Origin of the sequence: Lentimicrobium sp. S6 (assembly GCF_013166635.1) — a bacterium.
Classification (GTDB): domain Bacteria; phylum Bacteroidota; class Bacteroidia; order Bacteroidales; family UBA12170; genus UBA12170.
In genome coordinates this window covers 14296-31408 of record NZ_JABKBZ010000047.1, presented here as the reverse complement: position 1 = coordinate 31408, position 17113 = coordinate 14296, and the positions used below count along the sequence as shown (strand labels likewise).

The 17113-nt window shown below is 35.6% G+C and carries 11 protein-coding genes; 7 read left to right on the top strand and 4 right to left on the bottom strand.

The window, feature by feature from the left end:
- Positions 1-533 precede the first annotated feature (533 nt).
- The 3 genes from HNS40_RS14775 to HNS40_RS14765 are packed head-to-tail and all read left to right on the top strand — an operon-like array spanning position 534 to position 3640.
- Positions 534-1433, top strand: a complete 900-nt coding sequence (locus HNS40_RS14775) for an ATP-binding cassette domain-containing protein (protein ID WP_172282180.1) — start codon at positions 534-536, stop codon at positions 1431-1433.
- Entirely contained in the window at positions 1426-2229 is an 804-nt protein-coding gene (locus tag HNS40_RS14770; protein WP_172282178.1) for an ABC transporter permease subunit, read from the top strand. Before HNS40_RS14775 ends, HNS40_RS14770 begins: the two co-directional genes overlap by 8 nt.
- A 49-nt stretch (positions 2230-2278) precedes the next feature.
- On the top strand, positions 2279-3640 hold the full coding sequence (locus HNS40_RS14765; protein WP_172282176.1) for a Gfo/Idh/MocA family protein: 1362 nt from the start codon (positions 2279-2281) through the stop codon (positions 3638-3640).
- 82 nt (positions 3641-3722) lie between these two features.
- Here HNS40_RS14765 and HNS40_RS14760 read toward each other — a convergent pair whose 3' ends face one another.
- Positions 3723-5468, bottom strand: coding sequence for a phospho-sugar mutase (locus HNS40_RS14760; protein WP_371742946.1), 1746 nt, complete (start codon positions 5466-5468; stop codon positions 3723-3725).
- Between the two features lie 101 nt (positions 5469-5569).
- Between HNS40_RS14760 and HNS40_RS14755 the strand changes: the two genes are divergently transcribed.
- The 4 genes from HNS40_RS14755 (at position 5570) to kdsA (ending at position 10300) form a co-directional block, all read left to right on the top strand.
- Positions 5570-7840 carry an ATP-binding protein gene (locus tag HNS40_RS14755; RefSeq protein WP_172282172.1) on the top strand — a complete coding sequence of 757 codons (2271 nt, stop codon included), beginning with the start codon at positions 5570-5572 and terminating at the stop codon, positions 7838-7840.
- A gap of 101 nt (positions 7841-7941) precedes the next feature.
- On the top strand, positions 7942-8970 hold the full coding sequence (gene add / locus HNS40_RS14750; protein ID WP_172282170.1) for an adenosine deaminase: 1029 nt from the start codon (positions 7942-7944) through the stop codon (positions 8968-8970).
- Between the two features lie 104 nt (positions 8971-9074).
- A complete protein-coding gene (locus HNS40_RS14745; protein ID WP_172282168.1) occupies positions 9075-9488 on the top strand; it encodes a MarR family winged helix-turn-helix transcriptional regulator in 414 nt (137 codons plus the stop codon).
- Positions 9488-10300, top strand: a complete 813-nt coding sequence (gene kdsA, locus HNS40_RS14740; RefSeq protein ID WP_172282166.1) for a 3-deoxy-8-phosphooctulonate synthase — start codon at positions 9488-9490, stop codon at positions 10298-10300. Before HNS40_RS14745 ends, kdsA begins: the two co-directional genes overlap by 1 nt.
- A 443-nt stretch (positions 10301-10743) precedes the next feature.
- Here the strand turns inward: kdsA and HNS40_RS14735 are convergent, their stop codons facing one another.
- The 3 genes from HNS40_RS14735 to HNS40_RS14725 form a co-directional block, all read right to left on the bottom strand.
- Positions 10744-12063 carry a pyridoxal phosphate-dependent aminotransferase gene (locus HNS40_RS14735; protein ID WP_172282164.1) on the bottom strand — a complete coding sequence of 440 codons (1320 nt, stop codon included), beginning with the start codon at positions 12061-12063 and terminating at the stop codon, positions 10744-10746.
- Positions 12064-12267: 204 nt separating this feature from the next.
- Positions 12268-12957 (bottom strand): hypothetical protein, encoded by a 690-nt coding sequence (locus HNS40_RS14730; protein WP_172282162.1) that lies wholly within the window; start codon positions 12955-12957, stop codon positions 12268-12270.
- Between the two features lie 421 nt (positions 12958-13378).
- Complete coding sequence (locus HNS40_RS14725) at positions 13379-17050, bottom strand: glycoside hydrolase family 2 TIM barrel-domain containing protein (RefSeq protein ID WP_172282160.1); 3672 nt, start codon at positions 17048-17050, stop codon at positions 13379-13381.
- Positions 17051-17113: the final 63 nt, after the last annotated feature.

Below are 17113 nucleotides of genomic sequence, written 5' to 3'. Positions count from 1 at the left end.
ATATACATATTTTGTTCACATAAGTATAATATCATAGAATTTCAAAAGGTATCTTTAAAACTCCTGTGTTATTACATTTTTTGGTTCTTGGCGGCGAAATTATAATAATTTTCAATAGAAAAAAGCTATTGTTAATTATTTAACAATAATTATTTTACATATAATACAGCTATGCTGTTTCATCACGCTTAACACCCTAGCCATGTGTAATAAACACATAATTAACTGATATATAAACGCTTTAAGACTTTGTTCATGAAATGATAATATCAATAATTTCAGCATTTAGAAATATTTTAAATTAAATTTTCTTTTTTAGTCTCGAACTATTATCAATAATTGCGACTATTAAACATCGTGATTTTTAATTTTCAGGTTGCCACTCTAGAAAAATTAAAAATATATTTATAATGATCAACATTTACAAAAATCATCAAAATAAAAAGAACAGCTAAGACATTCTATTAAAAGGATTAAATTCTATTATTTTGTAACTTGCTAAAAAGAAGGCGTCAAATATAAAAACAGATAAAGTGAGCATTATACTAGAAACAAAAGATTTAACAAAGCATTATGGCAAACTGGTTGCTGTGAACGAGTTAAATGTGACCATCAGAAAAGGAGAAGTATTTGGGGTTTTAGGGCCTAATGGAAGTGGTAAAACTACTACTTTAGGTATGATCTTAGGGGTCACACATCCAAAATCAGGAAGTTTTGAATGGTTTCAAGGAAAGCATGGTAAAAACACCAGGAAAAAAGTTGGAGCTATTATAGAATCTCCTATTTTCTACCCTTATATGACTGCCTTGGATAACTTAAAAATAGTGGCCAAAATCAAGAAACAAGATTATTCTGATATCGAAAGGGTTTTGAAATTAGTAGAGCTTTGGGACAGGAGAAAAAGTGCTTTCAAAACTTTTTCACTCGGAATGAAACAGCGATTAGCTATTGCTGCTGCTTTAGTTGGAAATCCAGATGCCTTAATTTTGGATGAACCAACCAATGGTCTGGATCCTCAAGGAATTGCTGAGATTAGAAACCTAATCAAGAAAATTTCTGGGGAGGGTGTTACTATTATTTTAGCCAGTCACTTATTAGATGAAGTACAGAAAGTTTGTACCCACGTTATGATTATGCAAAAGGGTAACAAGTTGGCAGCCGGACGAGTAGATGAAATCCTTAGTGACAAACATCTTCTCGAAGTAAAAGCTGAAGATATGGGAGTCTTAATACAAGCTTTAGCTGATGTCTCCATGGTAGAAGCTATTAAAGAAGATAGAGACAAACTCATTATAGAAATCAAAGCAGAGTCCAATGCTGATGAATTAAATAAAATCCTTGCCCATAAAGGGGTTTTCCTTTCTCATTTGCTCGCCAAAGAGAAGTCATTAGAAAAGTTTTTCCTAGAAATTACAAATAAGAATCATGTATAGACTATTACAAATTGAAATAAAAAAGGCATTGGGATTCCGTGCCATTTGGTGGTTAGGCTTATTGTATTTCGCTGTAATCGCTACCATGCTATTTGGTGTTGAGGCTTTTATTAACGAAGTAGTGACTGATGCTGGGAAAAACCTACCCATTTCCATTCCTGGCGTTTCCCTCTATTCTTTCCCTGGAGTTTGGCATAACCTCACTTACTTGGCCAGTTTCCTTAAAATTTTCATGGCCATCATTAGTATCATCCTTATCACCAATGAATTCTCCTATAAAACCATCAAACAACAGGTTCTTCATGGACTCAGTCGTTATGAATTGTTTTGGTCAAAAGTCATTCTCAATCTTACCATATCACTATTCGCAACCGCTGTGATTGCTATTATCATTCTGATATTAGGTTTTAGAAATACAGAAGAAATTACATGGGCCATGTTTACTGGTAAGTTTAGCTTCCTCATTGCTTACTTCTATGAAGTATTTGCCTATTTGAGCTTTGCTTTTATGATAGCCACCTTGGTACATCGTTCTGGTTTTGCCATAGGAATTTTAATGCTTTATGCTTTTATTATCGATCCTATTTTAGATTATAAAATCCCAAATGATTGGGGCGATTTCTTACCTATCACCGCAATAGGTCACATCATTCAGCTACCTAATAGCCAACTCATGAAGCTATTCGGAATCGAATTTCAAACCTTTGTTAACATCAGAGATGTCCTTATTTCTGGAGGATGGGTGGTGATATTCAACTCAGTAGTTTTCTGGTATTTGAAGAAAAGGGACTTGTAAACACTTCTCTTCTTTCATTTTTTTCTAACTTGCCAACAAATTGAAAAAAATGAGCACAAACAGACGATCTTTTATAAAAAAGGTGGGTGTTGCTGCGGCTGGAATTGGTCTAGCACCTCATCTCGTTTTTGGACAAGAAACCAAAGGCCAAAAACTTAAACTCGGTTTTATTGGAGTAGGACTCAGAGGAATGAACCATGTTTCTAATGCCCTATTCAGAAAAGATGTGGAAATCACAGCCATCTGCGATACCGACCCAGACATGCTAAAATTATGTTTAGCCATGTTCGATGAACAAGGTGTTAAACACCCTAAGTTATATACCTCCGGCCCTTATGATTATCGAAATCTTTTGGATGACAAAGAGGTAGAAGCTATCATTATTAGCACACCATGGCTATTACATACCCCAATGGCTGTGGATGCCATGAAAGCTGGCAAATATTGTGGTGTAGAAGTATCTGCAGCTACTACGCTCCCAGAATGTTGGGACTTGGTGAACACACACGAAGAAACAGGAACTCATTTAATGATTCTTGAAAATGTAAATTACCGCCGCGATGTTTTGGCTGTTATGAATATGCTCAGAGAAGGATTATTTGGAGAAATGCTCCATTATAGAGGAGGCTATCAACATGATTTACGTGAAGTAAAATTCAATGATGGTAAGCATTTTTATGGTCACGGAGTGGAGTTTGGTGAGAAAGCCATTAGCGAAGCACAGTGGAGAACCCAACACAGTTTAAAGCGTGATGCCGACCTCTATCCTACTCATGGCCTAGGACCACTAGCTGCTTATGCAGATATCAACAGAGGAAATAGATTTGAATCCTTGACTTCCCATTCCACCAAATCGCGAGGATTGCATAAATATATTGTTGACAAAGCTGGTGAAGACCACCCCAATGCCAAATTGAAATGGAAGCTAGGAGATATTGTCACCACAACTATTAGTACTGCTATGGGTGAAACTATGATTATTACTCATGATACCAATGTGGTTCGCCCTTATTCTCTTGGCTTTAGAGTTCAAGGAGTAAATGGCTTAACGGAGTTTGATTATTATGATAGCCGAGTTCATATTGATGGTATTTCTGAACCACATAGATGGGACGAAGCCAAAACATGGTTTGATAAATACGACCATCCTCTTTGGAAAAAATATGGAGAAGAAGCAGAAGGAAGCGGCCATGGAGGTATGGACTTCTTTGTTTTAAATGCTTTTGTGGAGTCTGCTAAACAAGATATTGCTCCTCCACTAGACGCTTACGATGCAGCAGCTTGGAGTGCAGTAACTCCTCTTTCTGAATTATCTATTGCCAATAATGGAGAGCCTCAAGACTTCCCTGATTTTACTCGTGGGAAATGGATCGCCCGTAAGCCTTATAACTGGATTAAGGACGATTTTTAGAGTAAAAAAAATTATAAAGGGATGTCATCGCTTGGAGCTATGACATCCCTTTCTTTTTTTTCTCATTTTTAGTTTACAATACCTATCTCAATTCCATTGAAGAAATAATTCCTTCAATACGAGCATCTAAGTTCTGATGAACAGCATCAAAGTTCTCTACTTTATCAAGAGGAGCTTTTACCCCAAAATAGTACTTAATCTTGGGCTCAGTTCCACTTGGACGAACGGATACTTTACTACCATCCTCTGTGAAGAATTGGAGCACATTCGATTTTGGTAAATCAATATCTCTTTCCGTTCCATTTATTACATCTTTACAAACAGACGATTGATAATCCTTAATCATAGAAACTTTACTTCCGTTGATTTCAACAGGAGGAGTAGTTCTATAATCTGCCATCATTTGTTGGATTTCCTCAGCACCAGCTTTTCCTTTCTTTACTACAGAAATTAAACGCTCCCAATAGAAATCGTATTCTACATATATTTCTTTAAGCAATTGGTAAAGATTCATGCCTTGTTCAGCAGCCCAAGCTGCAGTTTCAGCAACCATCACACAGGCACTTACGGCATCTTTATCACGAACAAAATCACCAATCAAGAAACCATAACTTTCTTCACCACCTCCAATAAAGGTTTTCTGACCTTCTAGTTGTCTGATGATATCAGCAATGAATTTGAAACCTGTAAGTACATCATGGCTTTCAATTTTATATTTATCGGCCATATCTATCAATAACTCACTGGTTACAATAGTTTTCACCATAAACTGTTTACCATCTAACTTACCGTTCTCGTCCCACTTCTTAAAAAGATAATAAGTGAGGAGGGCTGCCGTTTGATTACCATTGAGAATCACAAACTCGTTTTGCTCGTTTCTTACCGCTATTCCCACTCTATCGGCATCTGGGTCTGTTGCCATTACCAGATCGGCTCCTACTTCCATAGCTTTATCCATAGCCATTTTTAATGCAGCAGACTCCTCAGGATTTGGGGAATGTACCGTAGGGAAATCTCCACTAACCACATCTTGCTCTGGTACATTAAATACATTGGCGAAACCAAACTCTTTTAAAGCTCTCGGTACTAGTTCAACGCCTGTTCCATGAATTGGAGTATATACAATTTTAATGTCAGAATGCTTGGCAATAAGCTCTGGAGATAAGGTTAATCCTTTAATTCCATCCACATATTTCTTATCTAATTCCTCCCCTACAATCTCTTGTAATTCAGGATTTCCTTTAAAATTGACATCATCAATATTGACAATCTTTCTGGCTTCTGCTACCACATTTACATCATGAGGATTGATCAGCTGTCCGCCATCTTCCCAATATACTTTATAGCCATTATATTCCTTTGGATTGTGAGAAGCCGTAATAACAATACCTGCCTGACATCCTAATTCTCTAATAGCAAAAGATAATTCTGGAGTTGGTCTTAAAGCATCAAATTGATACACTTTAATGCCATTGGCAGAAAGTACATCAGCTGAAATTTGAGAGAATAAAGTATTGTTATTTCTACAATCGTAGGCAATCACAGCACTTAAATCTTTCCGATCAGGAAACATCATCTTCATGTAGTTGGCTAAACCTTGAGTAGCCATTCCAACAGTGTATTTATTCATTCTATTGGTTCCCACTCCCATAATGCCTCGCAAACCTCCTGTTCCAAATTCTAAATCTCTATAAAAAGATTCTGTTAATTCTTGCGGATTGTTCTCCATCATGTCTTTGATGGCAGCTTTGGTTTCTTCGTCGTAATTTCCATCAAGCCACACCTGTGCTTTCTCCATTACTTCTGTGCTAATTGTTTCTTTCATAATATCTTAATTATTTCATTTTTTGCATGATTCGTTCTTTCAAATTTCGTTAATTTCTATGAAAACTCAAAATTTTTCACTAAGTTTGTTTGAGAACAAATATTATGAAACCATCTGACCATCATACAGCATCACGATTCTGGTCAAAACTGACAAAAAGCTTGAGTCTAATCCCTAGATTAGATCATTTTAATATATTTGTCTATCTTTTCGATAATGAAGAGCTTATCCCTGTTTTCTCAAAACAAAAAAACCTCATCCAAGTTTTAATTTCTAATGATGAATTTCTCTATTGGTTAAATATTAAAACCCAAGAAAGTAATGAATTTCACAAACCAATATTTAATGATAAATATGCTGGTAGCATCTATACATTTGAGAATTCGATAAAAGCTAAAATTGTATTTTCAGAAGAAGATGACAGATACCATGTTTTAAAAGACTCGAGAAAATCTGAAAAAGCTATTGCAATAGAGATGATTAATCTATTTCTAAATGAGCAATTTGAAAAAGAAAAAAATCAAAAAATAAAATATAATAACCAATTAAATAATTACTATAAAACAGCTTTTGAACAAACCAATAACCCAATTGCATTAATAACTTCTGAGGGAGAATTATTTAGTTTTAATCATGCTTGGGCAGAAATGCATGGTTTCGAAAACAATGATTTAAAAACAGGAAATGACATAAAGATATTCCACAGTGAGGCACAAATGAAAAGAAGTGTATTGCCAAGCTTAGAACAAGCCCAATTGAGTGGTTCCTATTATGGAGAAGTAGAACACATTGATAAAAATGAAAATGAAATTAGGAGTTTGATGTCCATAGTAAATATCAAAAACTCGCAAGAAGAATCTATTGGTTTTTTAAAAGTGGTATTGAATTATAATAAATCCGAATCCTATGACAACCGATTGGTAACTATTTTGGAATCTGTTGATTTTGGAATTGTTATCATTGACCCAGAAACCTTCAAGATACTGGAACTAAACACTGGAGCGATAAGACATATTGGAAGTACGAAGGAAGAAATTGTAGGAAAAGAATGTCATCAATTTATTTGTCCAGCCGAAGAAGGTAGTTGCCCTATTATGGATTTAAAACAATCTGTAAACAATTCCGAAAGAATACTCATCAACGCGAGAGGAGAATCTATTCCCATCTTAAAAACAGCAAGACAGGTTATACTTGGTGATAAAAAAGTAATTATTGAAAGTTTCATAGATATTAGGGAGCTTAAAAAAGCACAAGCTGCAGCAGAAGAAAGTGCTAGGTTAAAAACTGCATTCCTTTCTAATATTAGTCATGAAATTAGGACTCCGTTAAATCACATCTTAGGATTTACGAGTTTGGTCCTTGAGGATGCTGATATTCCAGAAACCTATCTAGGATATCTGAAAATAGTGAAACGTAGCGGCAACCATCTCCTCAAGATAATTGAAGACATAGTCACCATTTCCAAAATTGAAGCTGGCCATCACGCTATTTCTGAGAGTGAATTCCAACTGAGTCATTTACTCTATGGTGTATTTTCAAAATACCAATCAGAATTAGTGAGGACTAAAAAACAAATCAGAATATTATTTGAAAATGCCTTAGAATCAGAAAAATGTTTCATTAAGGCCGATGAGATGAAGGTAAAACAAGTAGTTGAAAATTTGGTTAGTAATGCGGTAAAATACACAGCACATGGATACGTAAGTATGGCATGTGAAATTAAAGAAAAGCAGGTTCATATCACTATAGAAGACTCGGGAAAAGGAATCCCAGAAAACCAATTGCCACATATATTTGAAAGCTTCAGACAAGTTGCAGACAATGATAGAAAAATTTCTGAAGGAACAGGTGTTGGATTAACCATATGTAAATCCTTGAGCAATATGATGGGAGGAAATATTCTTGTAGAATCAGAAGAGGGAAAAGGTAGTAAATTTATCTTTTCATTCCCACATAAACTGGCACTTGGAAAAGATAAACCAAGCATGGATGAGGTCACTACACCTGACCTTACAGGAAAGACCATACTAATTGTAGAAGATGAAAAAATAAATTATCTCTACCTTAAAACCTTGTTACAAGCCACCCATGCTCACGTTATTTGGAAACAAAATGGAAAGGAAGCCGTGGATTATATGAACCAAGGTTATAAGATTGATTTGATAATGATGGATATGCAAATGCCTGAAATGGATGGCTATGAAGCGACTTTAAGAATCAGAAGAATGAATCCCAATGTCATTATTATTGCACTTACCGCCAATGTAATGGCCGACGATAAAGAAAAATGCCTGAACCTAGGCTGTAATGAATATACCACCAAGCCTATACAGCAAGATGTATTATATTGGCATATTGGTCATTTCTTGAAATAATTTGAACTCTCAAAAATCTTATTAACAATTGAATAAGTTTTGGCTCCCACGGAGACTTAGCTGCTCAATAATTCCCTACTTTTGCAGGCCAAACATTTAATATGGATTTACAAGCATTTATTCAAAAAGCCCCTAAAGCAGAGTTACACAGTCATATAGACGGAGGATTAAGAGTCCAAACCGTTCTAGAATTGGCTCAAAAACATCAGGTTGAGCTCCCAAGCTATCAATACGACGAATTGTTGAAAACCCTAACCATTGACAATTCTTGTACCAGTCTTTTGGATTATTTCAAACCATTTGAATATACTTTAAATGTACTTCAAACTGAGGATGCCTTAGAACGAGCCATGTATGAATATTTGGAAGACTCCTCTAAAGATCATATCAAATATATAGAAGCTAGATTTTCTCCTGCTCTACATCTTCAAAAACATCTTTCTCTTAAAAAAGTGATGGAAGCTATATTATCAGGAAAAAAACAAGCAGAGAAAGACTTCGATATCAAAAGTAATTTGATCATTTGTGGGTTGAGACAAAATAAGGTTCAAAAGAATATGGAACTTGCTCAATTGGCTGTTGATTATAAGAACAAAGGTGTGGTAGCTTTTGATTTAGCAGGAGAAGAATATGGACACCCTGCAAAAAACCATATGAAAGCATTTGAGATAGCCATCAAAAACAACCTTTGCCGCACTGTTCATGCAGGAGAAGCTGATGGCGCGCATTCTATTGCTGACTCTATTCACTATTTAGGTGCACAAAGGATTGGCCATGGAACCCATCTATTTGAGGATACAGGGCTATTGAATTATGTGGTAGACCGACAAATTGGCTTAGAGGTATGTTTAACTAGTAATATGCAAACAAAAAGCGTAAAAGACATAACCAAACACCCTATTCAAGATTATTTTAAGAAAAAGGTAGCGGTAACTATAAATACCGACAGTACTTTAATATCAGGAACTACTCTTTCTAAAGAATATGAATTGGCAGCTAAATTATTCCATTTCACCCAGGAAGATGTCAGCAAAATAATGTTCAATGGATTTCAGCAAGCTTTTCTTCCTTTTGATGAAAAACAGGATTTATTACAGAAAATGAAGCAGGAAATCTCGATATTATCCTAAATATCAACTAATTTGTAAATAATTATTCAAAATAAGCTGAAAATAAAAACTTTGTTATTGTTTATTTTCTCAGGCTGATTATTTTTGCATAAAAGCATATAAATATGGCAGATTCAACTATCCTTGAACTTATTTACGAATTAAAGAAGAAATGTATCCAAGGAGATGAAGCATTTTTTCATTCCCTCGATATTTCTCAAGCAGAATATAATATGTTCCTCTGTCTAAGAGATTGCACTCATTTTAATAGCTATAGTGTAGCAGAAAAAATGCAACTCTCCTTATCTCGTGTGAGCAGAATTATTGACAAAATGGTCAATAAAGAATATCTCACTCGCTCGACAAATAAAACAGACAGAAGAGCCATCGACATTAAAATGACTCCATTGGGCAAGGAGATTATGAATAAAATATTAGAATATCGACTCGATAGAGAAACCACTCTATGCGAAAAGATTGCCACAAAAGATGTGGAAACCATAAAATCGAGTCTTAACAAACTAATCGAAGCAGTATAATGTCAATATTTCAGGAACTTACTCAGCATAAAAACTTTTTTTTACTCGCTGGCCCTTGTGCCGTGGAGAATACAGAAATGCCTTTAGAAATTGCCCGTGAGGTGAAAGCCATTTGCGATAGGTTGGATATTCCCTATGTATTTAAAGCCAGTTATAGAAAAGCTAATCGTTCTAGACTAGATTCCTTCACTGGAATTGGGGATATCAAAGCATTAGAAGCTATTAAACGAGTTTCTGAGGAGTTGAATATTCCTACAGTTACCGATATTCATAGTGCCGAAGAAGCTGCCATAGCGGCACAATATGTAGATGTGCTGCAAATTCCCGCCTTCCTTTGTCGCCAAACCGATTTATTGGTAGCTGCTGCCAAAACCGGAAAAATCATCAATATTAAAAAGGGTCAATTCCTAAGTGCAGGTTCCATGAAGTTTGCGGTTCAAAAAGTGAGAGAATCTGGAAACGAAAATATCATGCTTACTGATAGGGGAAATATGTTTGGCTATCAAGATATGGTCATCGATTATAGAGGAATCCCCGAAATGCAAAAGAATAATGTTCCTGTTATTCTAGATATTACTCATAGTTTACAGCAACCCAACCAAGAAGGTGGAGTTACTGGAGGAAAACCAGAATTAATAGAAACCGTTGCTAAAGCAGGAATTGCCGTAGGTGCAGATGGTATTTTTATTGAAACACATCCCAATCCCGCTATCGCTCTTTCCGATGGAGCCAATATGCTGAAATTAGAATATTTGGAAGCGCTATTGGTGAAGCTTTTGAAAATTAGAGCTGCCATTCATAGCATTAATTAAATTCATTTAAATGAATTTAATTAATGCTATAGGAAACTTGAATTATTCAAATCAATTCTTATTCTAAATCAATGGCTTCTTAATAAGATTTTAAATTACTGACTTCGAATGGGAATGATAGATATTATAATAACTCCGACTTCCTTACAATCAGGTCTAACATACTGTCTTTCTGAACCCAAGAAAAGCAGCCATATAGAATGGCAGGGCAAACGCGTACTGTTATTTTTCTAATTATTTTTAACAAAGTATGCGTTTGCCCTGTACAGAATGGTCCTTCATTTGGTTCTTTGCATTCCTTTATGCTATATCATTGTAACTTACATTAATGGCTTTAGGCATATTTCCACCTACATTTGGTATAACACAAAGGGGCAGATAAATACTCAAAGCTCCACTAAGGACTATTCAGAGAAATCCTTTTTTAGGATATCAAATGTTTATTAACCTATAGGATTATTCTTATTGAATTCTTCTAGTCTATATTTCAAATCAGCAAATTGCTCTTCTTTCACCAAAGAAACACAAGCTCTAACGCCTTCATGACGCTCACTACCTGTGATACTTAAAGAAATAGCACTAATGCCATAGTATACCAATTCATTAAGTAATTCCACTCCGCTAAAGCCTTCATAGGCAAAAGTAAAGTAGAAACCATCGGCAATGGGTTCGCCCTCATCCTTATCGTAAACTATAGTGAAACCATTCTCTAAGAAAAGCTTCTTCATTACTTTGGCTTTTTCTCCGTAAATCATCACCTCATCACGGAAATTATAATCACCATCATTAACCGCTTTCAATATGCCATGAAGGCCATACTGAGTAGAATGAGAAGTCCCAGAACTCAAAGGATACATGGTACCAAATATCATAGAGTAACCAAATCCAGCATTAGGATAAAAGCGCAGTAAATCTTCATACTTTCGTTGATAAAGCCCATCAGAAATCACCATCATTCCAATTCTTTCTCCAGCATAGCTAAAGCTCTTAGAACTGGATATGAACAACATATAATTATCAGTATACTTAGCTACAGAAGGCTGGAAAGGAGCTTCTCCCAACACACTATAATCTTTACGGAAATCCATAGCGAAGTAAGCTAAATCTTCCATAATCACCACATCATACTTAGTAGCTAATTCACCGATAATCTGTAATTCTGTTTCGGTAAAACATATCCAACTTGGATTATTAGGGTTACTGTAAATAACTGAATGGATATTTCCTTTTGAGAAATACTCTTCTAATTTTTCTCTTAGCTTTTCGCCTCTATAATTATAAACATCAAAAGTATCGAATTTCAAACCCAATACTTTATGCTGCATTTTGTGAACAGGAAAACCTGGATCGATAAACAAAGTGGTGTCTTTTTTCTTATGAATACGAGAAAGCATCATAAAAGCAGCGAATCCACCTTGCATACTTCCTACTGTAGGAATACAACCTTCTGGAGCCACATCCACATCTAAAAAGTTCTTTACAAAACGACTGATTTCATTCTTCAAAGGAGGTATTCCCTGAATATCAGGATATATTGCTGCTACACCATCCTCTAAGGCTTTTATTTGGGCTTTCACTCCATATTGAGAAGCTGGAATTCCAGGAATCCCCATCTCCATTCTGATGAATTTATCCCCAGTTGCCTTTTCAATATTGTCAACAAGCTTTTTGATTTCTCTGATGGAAGCACTTCCCACTTGTGCCACTCCACTTTCTTTAACCTTCTGGCTAACGATGTCGTAATTGATTGGTGTATTTTTCATAATTTTATTTTAGTTAAAAGTGAACAGTTAACAGTGAATAGTAAGCCAAACCATAGCCTTCATACCCATTATTTGATCATTTTTAATTGATTCATTATTAAAAGAACTATTTCTTATTGTAAATAAAAGCTTTCTACTTTCCTTAACTAACTCTGTTGCAAACACTGTTAACTATTAACTGTTAGTTATTAACTGTTAACTCTCTTATTTCTTCTTCATCCCAGCCACAGCCAAAATCATTCCTAAGGCAATTCCTAATAACGCTGCAAAGAGTACTTGAAAATCTGGAGGCAACATAAAAGTAATGGTATGCGCCGGAATCCAGAAAAAAGGAATGGTCTTTTTAAAGACAAAACCCCACTGAACTGTCCAGTCCAAATTTACAAAATGTTCTTTGAATTTTATAGGTTTAAATAATCCTGCTATGCTTCCTCCATTTTGAATAATATGCATATCTGTAATTTTATGCAAAGTCATCATCACTGGAGCATATATTAAATTCATGGCAGCACTAATACTAAAAGCCACTAAAAGTTTATCGAAGGAAAAGGCTTCTTTCATTAATATGGGTGCATCTTTCATGCCTAAATAAGCCAAGAAAGCAGGAGTTCCCACAGCAAAAATCACAAAAGCCATTTTTATGGTTAATCCTAAAAAGCCCCAAACAATAGCGCGAGGAATTAAACCAAAACCTTTTTGATAATAGCTTCCTGTTCTGATTCTTAAACCAATGACTTCGCCTAAAGTAGCCAATAATCCGAACTTAATAAAGCTCATGATCATGCCATGTTCTGCATTGAAGTTGATATAAGAATCAAATACAAACTGACAGGTGAAAAAGGGAAGAAAAAACAGCGCAACCGCTGCCAATAATATAAAATCGGCTTTTTTCATTAAATCTTAATTTAATGGCAAAGGTCTGAAAAGTTTATTGGATAGTGTTTACGAGGATTACCGAAAATTTGATTGTCACACAGACTTCCTTCGACTATGCTCAGAGTAGGCAAAGACTAAGAGAAGCATATCCATAATTGAATTTATAGGCTACTAAGAATCTCTGCATATCCAGAGTGGCAAAGTATTGAAATCACCAAACATTGAATAAGGAAACTTCTGACTTCAAACTTCAAAAAATTTCACGCAAAGAAAACGCAAAGAAAATTCGCCAAGAGCGCATAAGAATTAAAAGGTAATTGATTAATCTGAAGGCCAACAAGGAATCTTGAACCTAAGTGAACCGACAGTATGCTCTGCGGCATCTTTTATTCACAACATCCTCTGTGTCGCAGTGCCTCTGCCTCTGTGGTATTTTTTTTTAATTCACCATAATCTCATCCACCATAAAAGCATTTCCACTTTCCTTTTTAGTCGTTTCTTGCTTTTTAATACTCACTTTCACATATCGAGCTTTTCTATCGAATGATTCTGTGGAATAAGTGCAGACCTCAAGATTCTTATTGGCATCCTCTATCATTTCTCCATTTATCTTTTCCCATGATTCTCCGTCTTTACTTAAGAAAACGTCAACGGAGGAGGGTAAATAATAATGCCCTGATAGTTGTTTGAGGAAATTGAGTTGAACGCGTTCAATGAGTTTGATATTCTCCAAATCCAGGATAAATTCTGCATCCTGATCATAAAATCCCATCCAATGGTCGTCGCCATAATTTTGAGTTCCGATATAGCCATCTGTTAATGCTGGCCATCCTCCTGCTGAGAACCAACCTGAATAACTAGCTTCACTAGTAACGGCTTTACCTTTTGCTTGATGTTCTACCTTTATCTTTTCTAGAAATGACTCATCACTAGGCTTCTCACAAAACTGTGATTTTATCAATGGTCGAATTTTATAAGCAGCTCCCAAATCATCTTTCTCGCTCAATGGACAAATACGATAAGCATAACAATAATCACCAGGATATAAAGTATACTGAGGATGTGCCCTACTCCACCAGCTATCGTCACCGGCCATACCTGACTGTGCAAAATCCATATCAACACTGATGAAGTCTCTTGGGCTAATATCAGATATATGCTTGTTTACCTTCTTATCAGCTTGGTCAAAATCTTCTAAAATATAATTCTGGGCACTAAATTCTATACTCGGGAATCCCCCTATTAAGACTCCTCTATGTTCCTTATTTCTTAAAGCAGCCCAACGTACATCAGTAAGATTCGAATTCTCTTGTGGACGGATATAAGGAGTATATTGTTCCTCGGTGGTGGAATGATAAATGCCTAGTTTATAGCCTGACTTTCTATCCCAATAATTCTCCTGCGGGCCACGACCATACCAATCCATTTGATTATACTCTGGTTTTAAATACATGGTCATTCCTAAGCGTGGCAACTCAGCCAACTCTTTTTTCTCATCCAAATCTAGAGTTTGCTGAACATATAGTTCGCCATCTCCTAAAATCACATACTGCAATATTAATTGTCCAGCATTATCCACTAATTGATAAGTACAGGTCAGTTTGATTTCTCTTTTAGAAATCACCTCATGTTTCATGCTTTTCAAAGTCATTTTCTCATGAACATTCTTCCAGTAAGCAGCACGCTTCTGCATTCCATTTCCAAAATCATTATCTGTCATTCCTCTCCAAAAAGAAGCTTGTGGGCCTTTTTTATCGTAGAGCATTTCTTCTCCATTATAATTTAGAGCAGTTAAATATCCCGATTTCTTATTAAAAATCATCTGAAAATCTTCATTGTGAAATTTCAGATCTGATTTGGCATCATCAATCAGTACTTCAGGGAATTTCTTTAATTTAGAATAAGAAAATCCCCTCATGGAAGGCAAGTCAAACTGCGCCCAAGCGACTTCATGTCCTGCTGGAACTATATCTGTAGAATCTTTTTCATGAACCGATAAACCAAGAATATATTCCACATTCTGCTCGTTTAAACTCTCGCTTTGAGGAATCTTAAAAATCACAGAATCACCAGGAGCTCCAGCAAAATTATTCAGCTGCCCTCCCATTATCTTTTTACCGTCTTGTAATATCTCCCATTCAAAAACAAACTCATTCAGGTTTCTATAATTATAGTGATTGAAAATCTCTACAGAATTCCCTGTTTTTTTAAACTTCAAATATTGATAGGTCTTCTTCACTTGCCAAATTCCAGGATGCACTTCTCTATCAGAACCAATTAATCCATTGGCCAAGAAATTATTATCACTTTGAATGGTATCGGTTCCATAATCACCACCATAAGCCCAAAATTCATTTCCATTTTCATCTGTTTCCAATAATCCTTGATCTATCCAATCCCAAATAAAACCGCCTTGCAAATGTGCTTCGGCTTCAATCACATCCCAATATTCTTGAAAGTTACCCGTTGAATTTCCCATGGCATGTGCATATTCACACATAATTAATGGACGATAATGATCGCGACTCACATATTCTTGTAAATGATTGATGGAAGGATACATGGGACAAACAATATCAGTAGCAGAATCCTCTCCTGCTCTCTCATAATGCACAGGACGATAAGGGTCTATTTTATGCATCAAGTCAGACGCTTTTTTGAAATTCACTCCAAATCCCGCTTCATTTCCCATGGACCAAATAATGATAGATGGATGGTTCTTATCACGCTTCATCATTCTTTCAATTCTATCTAAATGTGCCAATTCCCATTCCGGATTATTTCCTAAAGTCCTATCCAAATTATATCCCATACCATGACTTTCGATATTGGCTTCATCAACTACATAAATACCATATTTATCGCAGAGTTCATACCAATATGGGTCATTGGGATAATGAGAGGTTCTTACTGCATTGATATTGAATTGTTTCATCAGTTGAATGTCTTTCAACATGGTTTCTTTACTCACTACATGTCCCGTAATTTGATCATGCTCATGTCGATTTACTCCTTTAAGTAAAACAGCTTTTCCATTGACTAGCAATTGACTATCCTTTATCTCTACTTCTCTAAACCCAATATGTGTGCTCACCACCTCTTGGGTTTTACTTCCATATCTGAGCTCTAAAACCACCTCATACAAATTAGGTTTTTCTGCCGACCATAAATCAGGATAAGGAATTTTAAACTCTTTGTCCAACTGCTTTTTCTCTCCAGCAGCAAATCTCTTAGCACCCATAAATGATTTCTTTACTTGTTTGCCATTTCTGATCAGCCTTAATACTACTGTGGATTCATTGAAATTAAGCTCACTCCTATTTTCTAAATCAATTTTTACATGTAGAGTTCCTTCGGTAAAATCATCATTTAAACTGGGGCGAATCTCAAAATCTCTAAAATATAACTGCGTACGTGCCATCAAATACACATCACGCTCAATACCACTGATTCTCCAAAAATCTTGACATTCTAAATAGGACCCATCCGACCAACGATAGACTTCAGCTGCAATACTATTCTTTCCAGGTTTTAAATATTTGGTGATATCAAATTCAGCAGGCAATTTACTACCTTGGCTATAGCCTACTTTTTGCCCATTCACATAAAGATAGAATGCAGATTTTACTGCGCCAAAATGGACAAACACATTTTTCTGAGCCCAATTTTCTGGCAAATCAAACTCCCGATAATAAGAGCCTACTGGATTGTATTTTTTGGGCACTATGGGTGGAACTGGATTTCTCGTCCACTCGTAATTATGATTTACATAGATAGGAATATCATAGCCTTGAAGCTCCCAATTAGAAGGAACAGGAATGGTTTTCCACTCCCTTTTATCATAAGCCTCCTCAAAAAAGTTCTTTGGCCTTTCACTTGGATTTTCGCTCCAATTGAACTTCCAATCTCCATTTAGTGACAAATAGTTAGGAGAAGCTTCATCACTGAACTCTAATGCTTGAACTTTAGTTTCATAACTAAAAAAGCTAGCTCTTGAATCTTCTTTATTTTCAGAAATAAAATTTGGATTTTCCCAATTGTAGCTCTTATCTTGAGCCATCAATTGAAAAGCAATGAAAGTGACCAATATTAGAAAGAATCTTTTTCTCATGAGATGCTATTTTTTTTTGACATAAAAAACCCACTACAAGACAAAGCAATCGCCTTTCTTGTA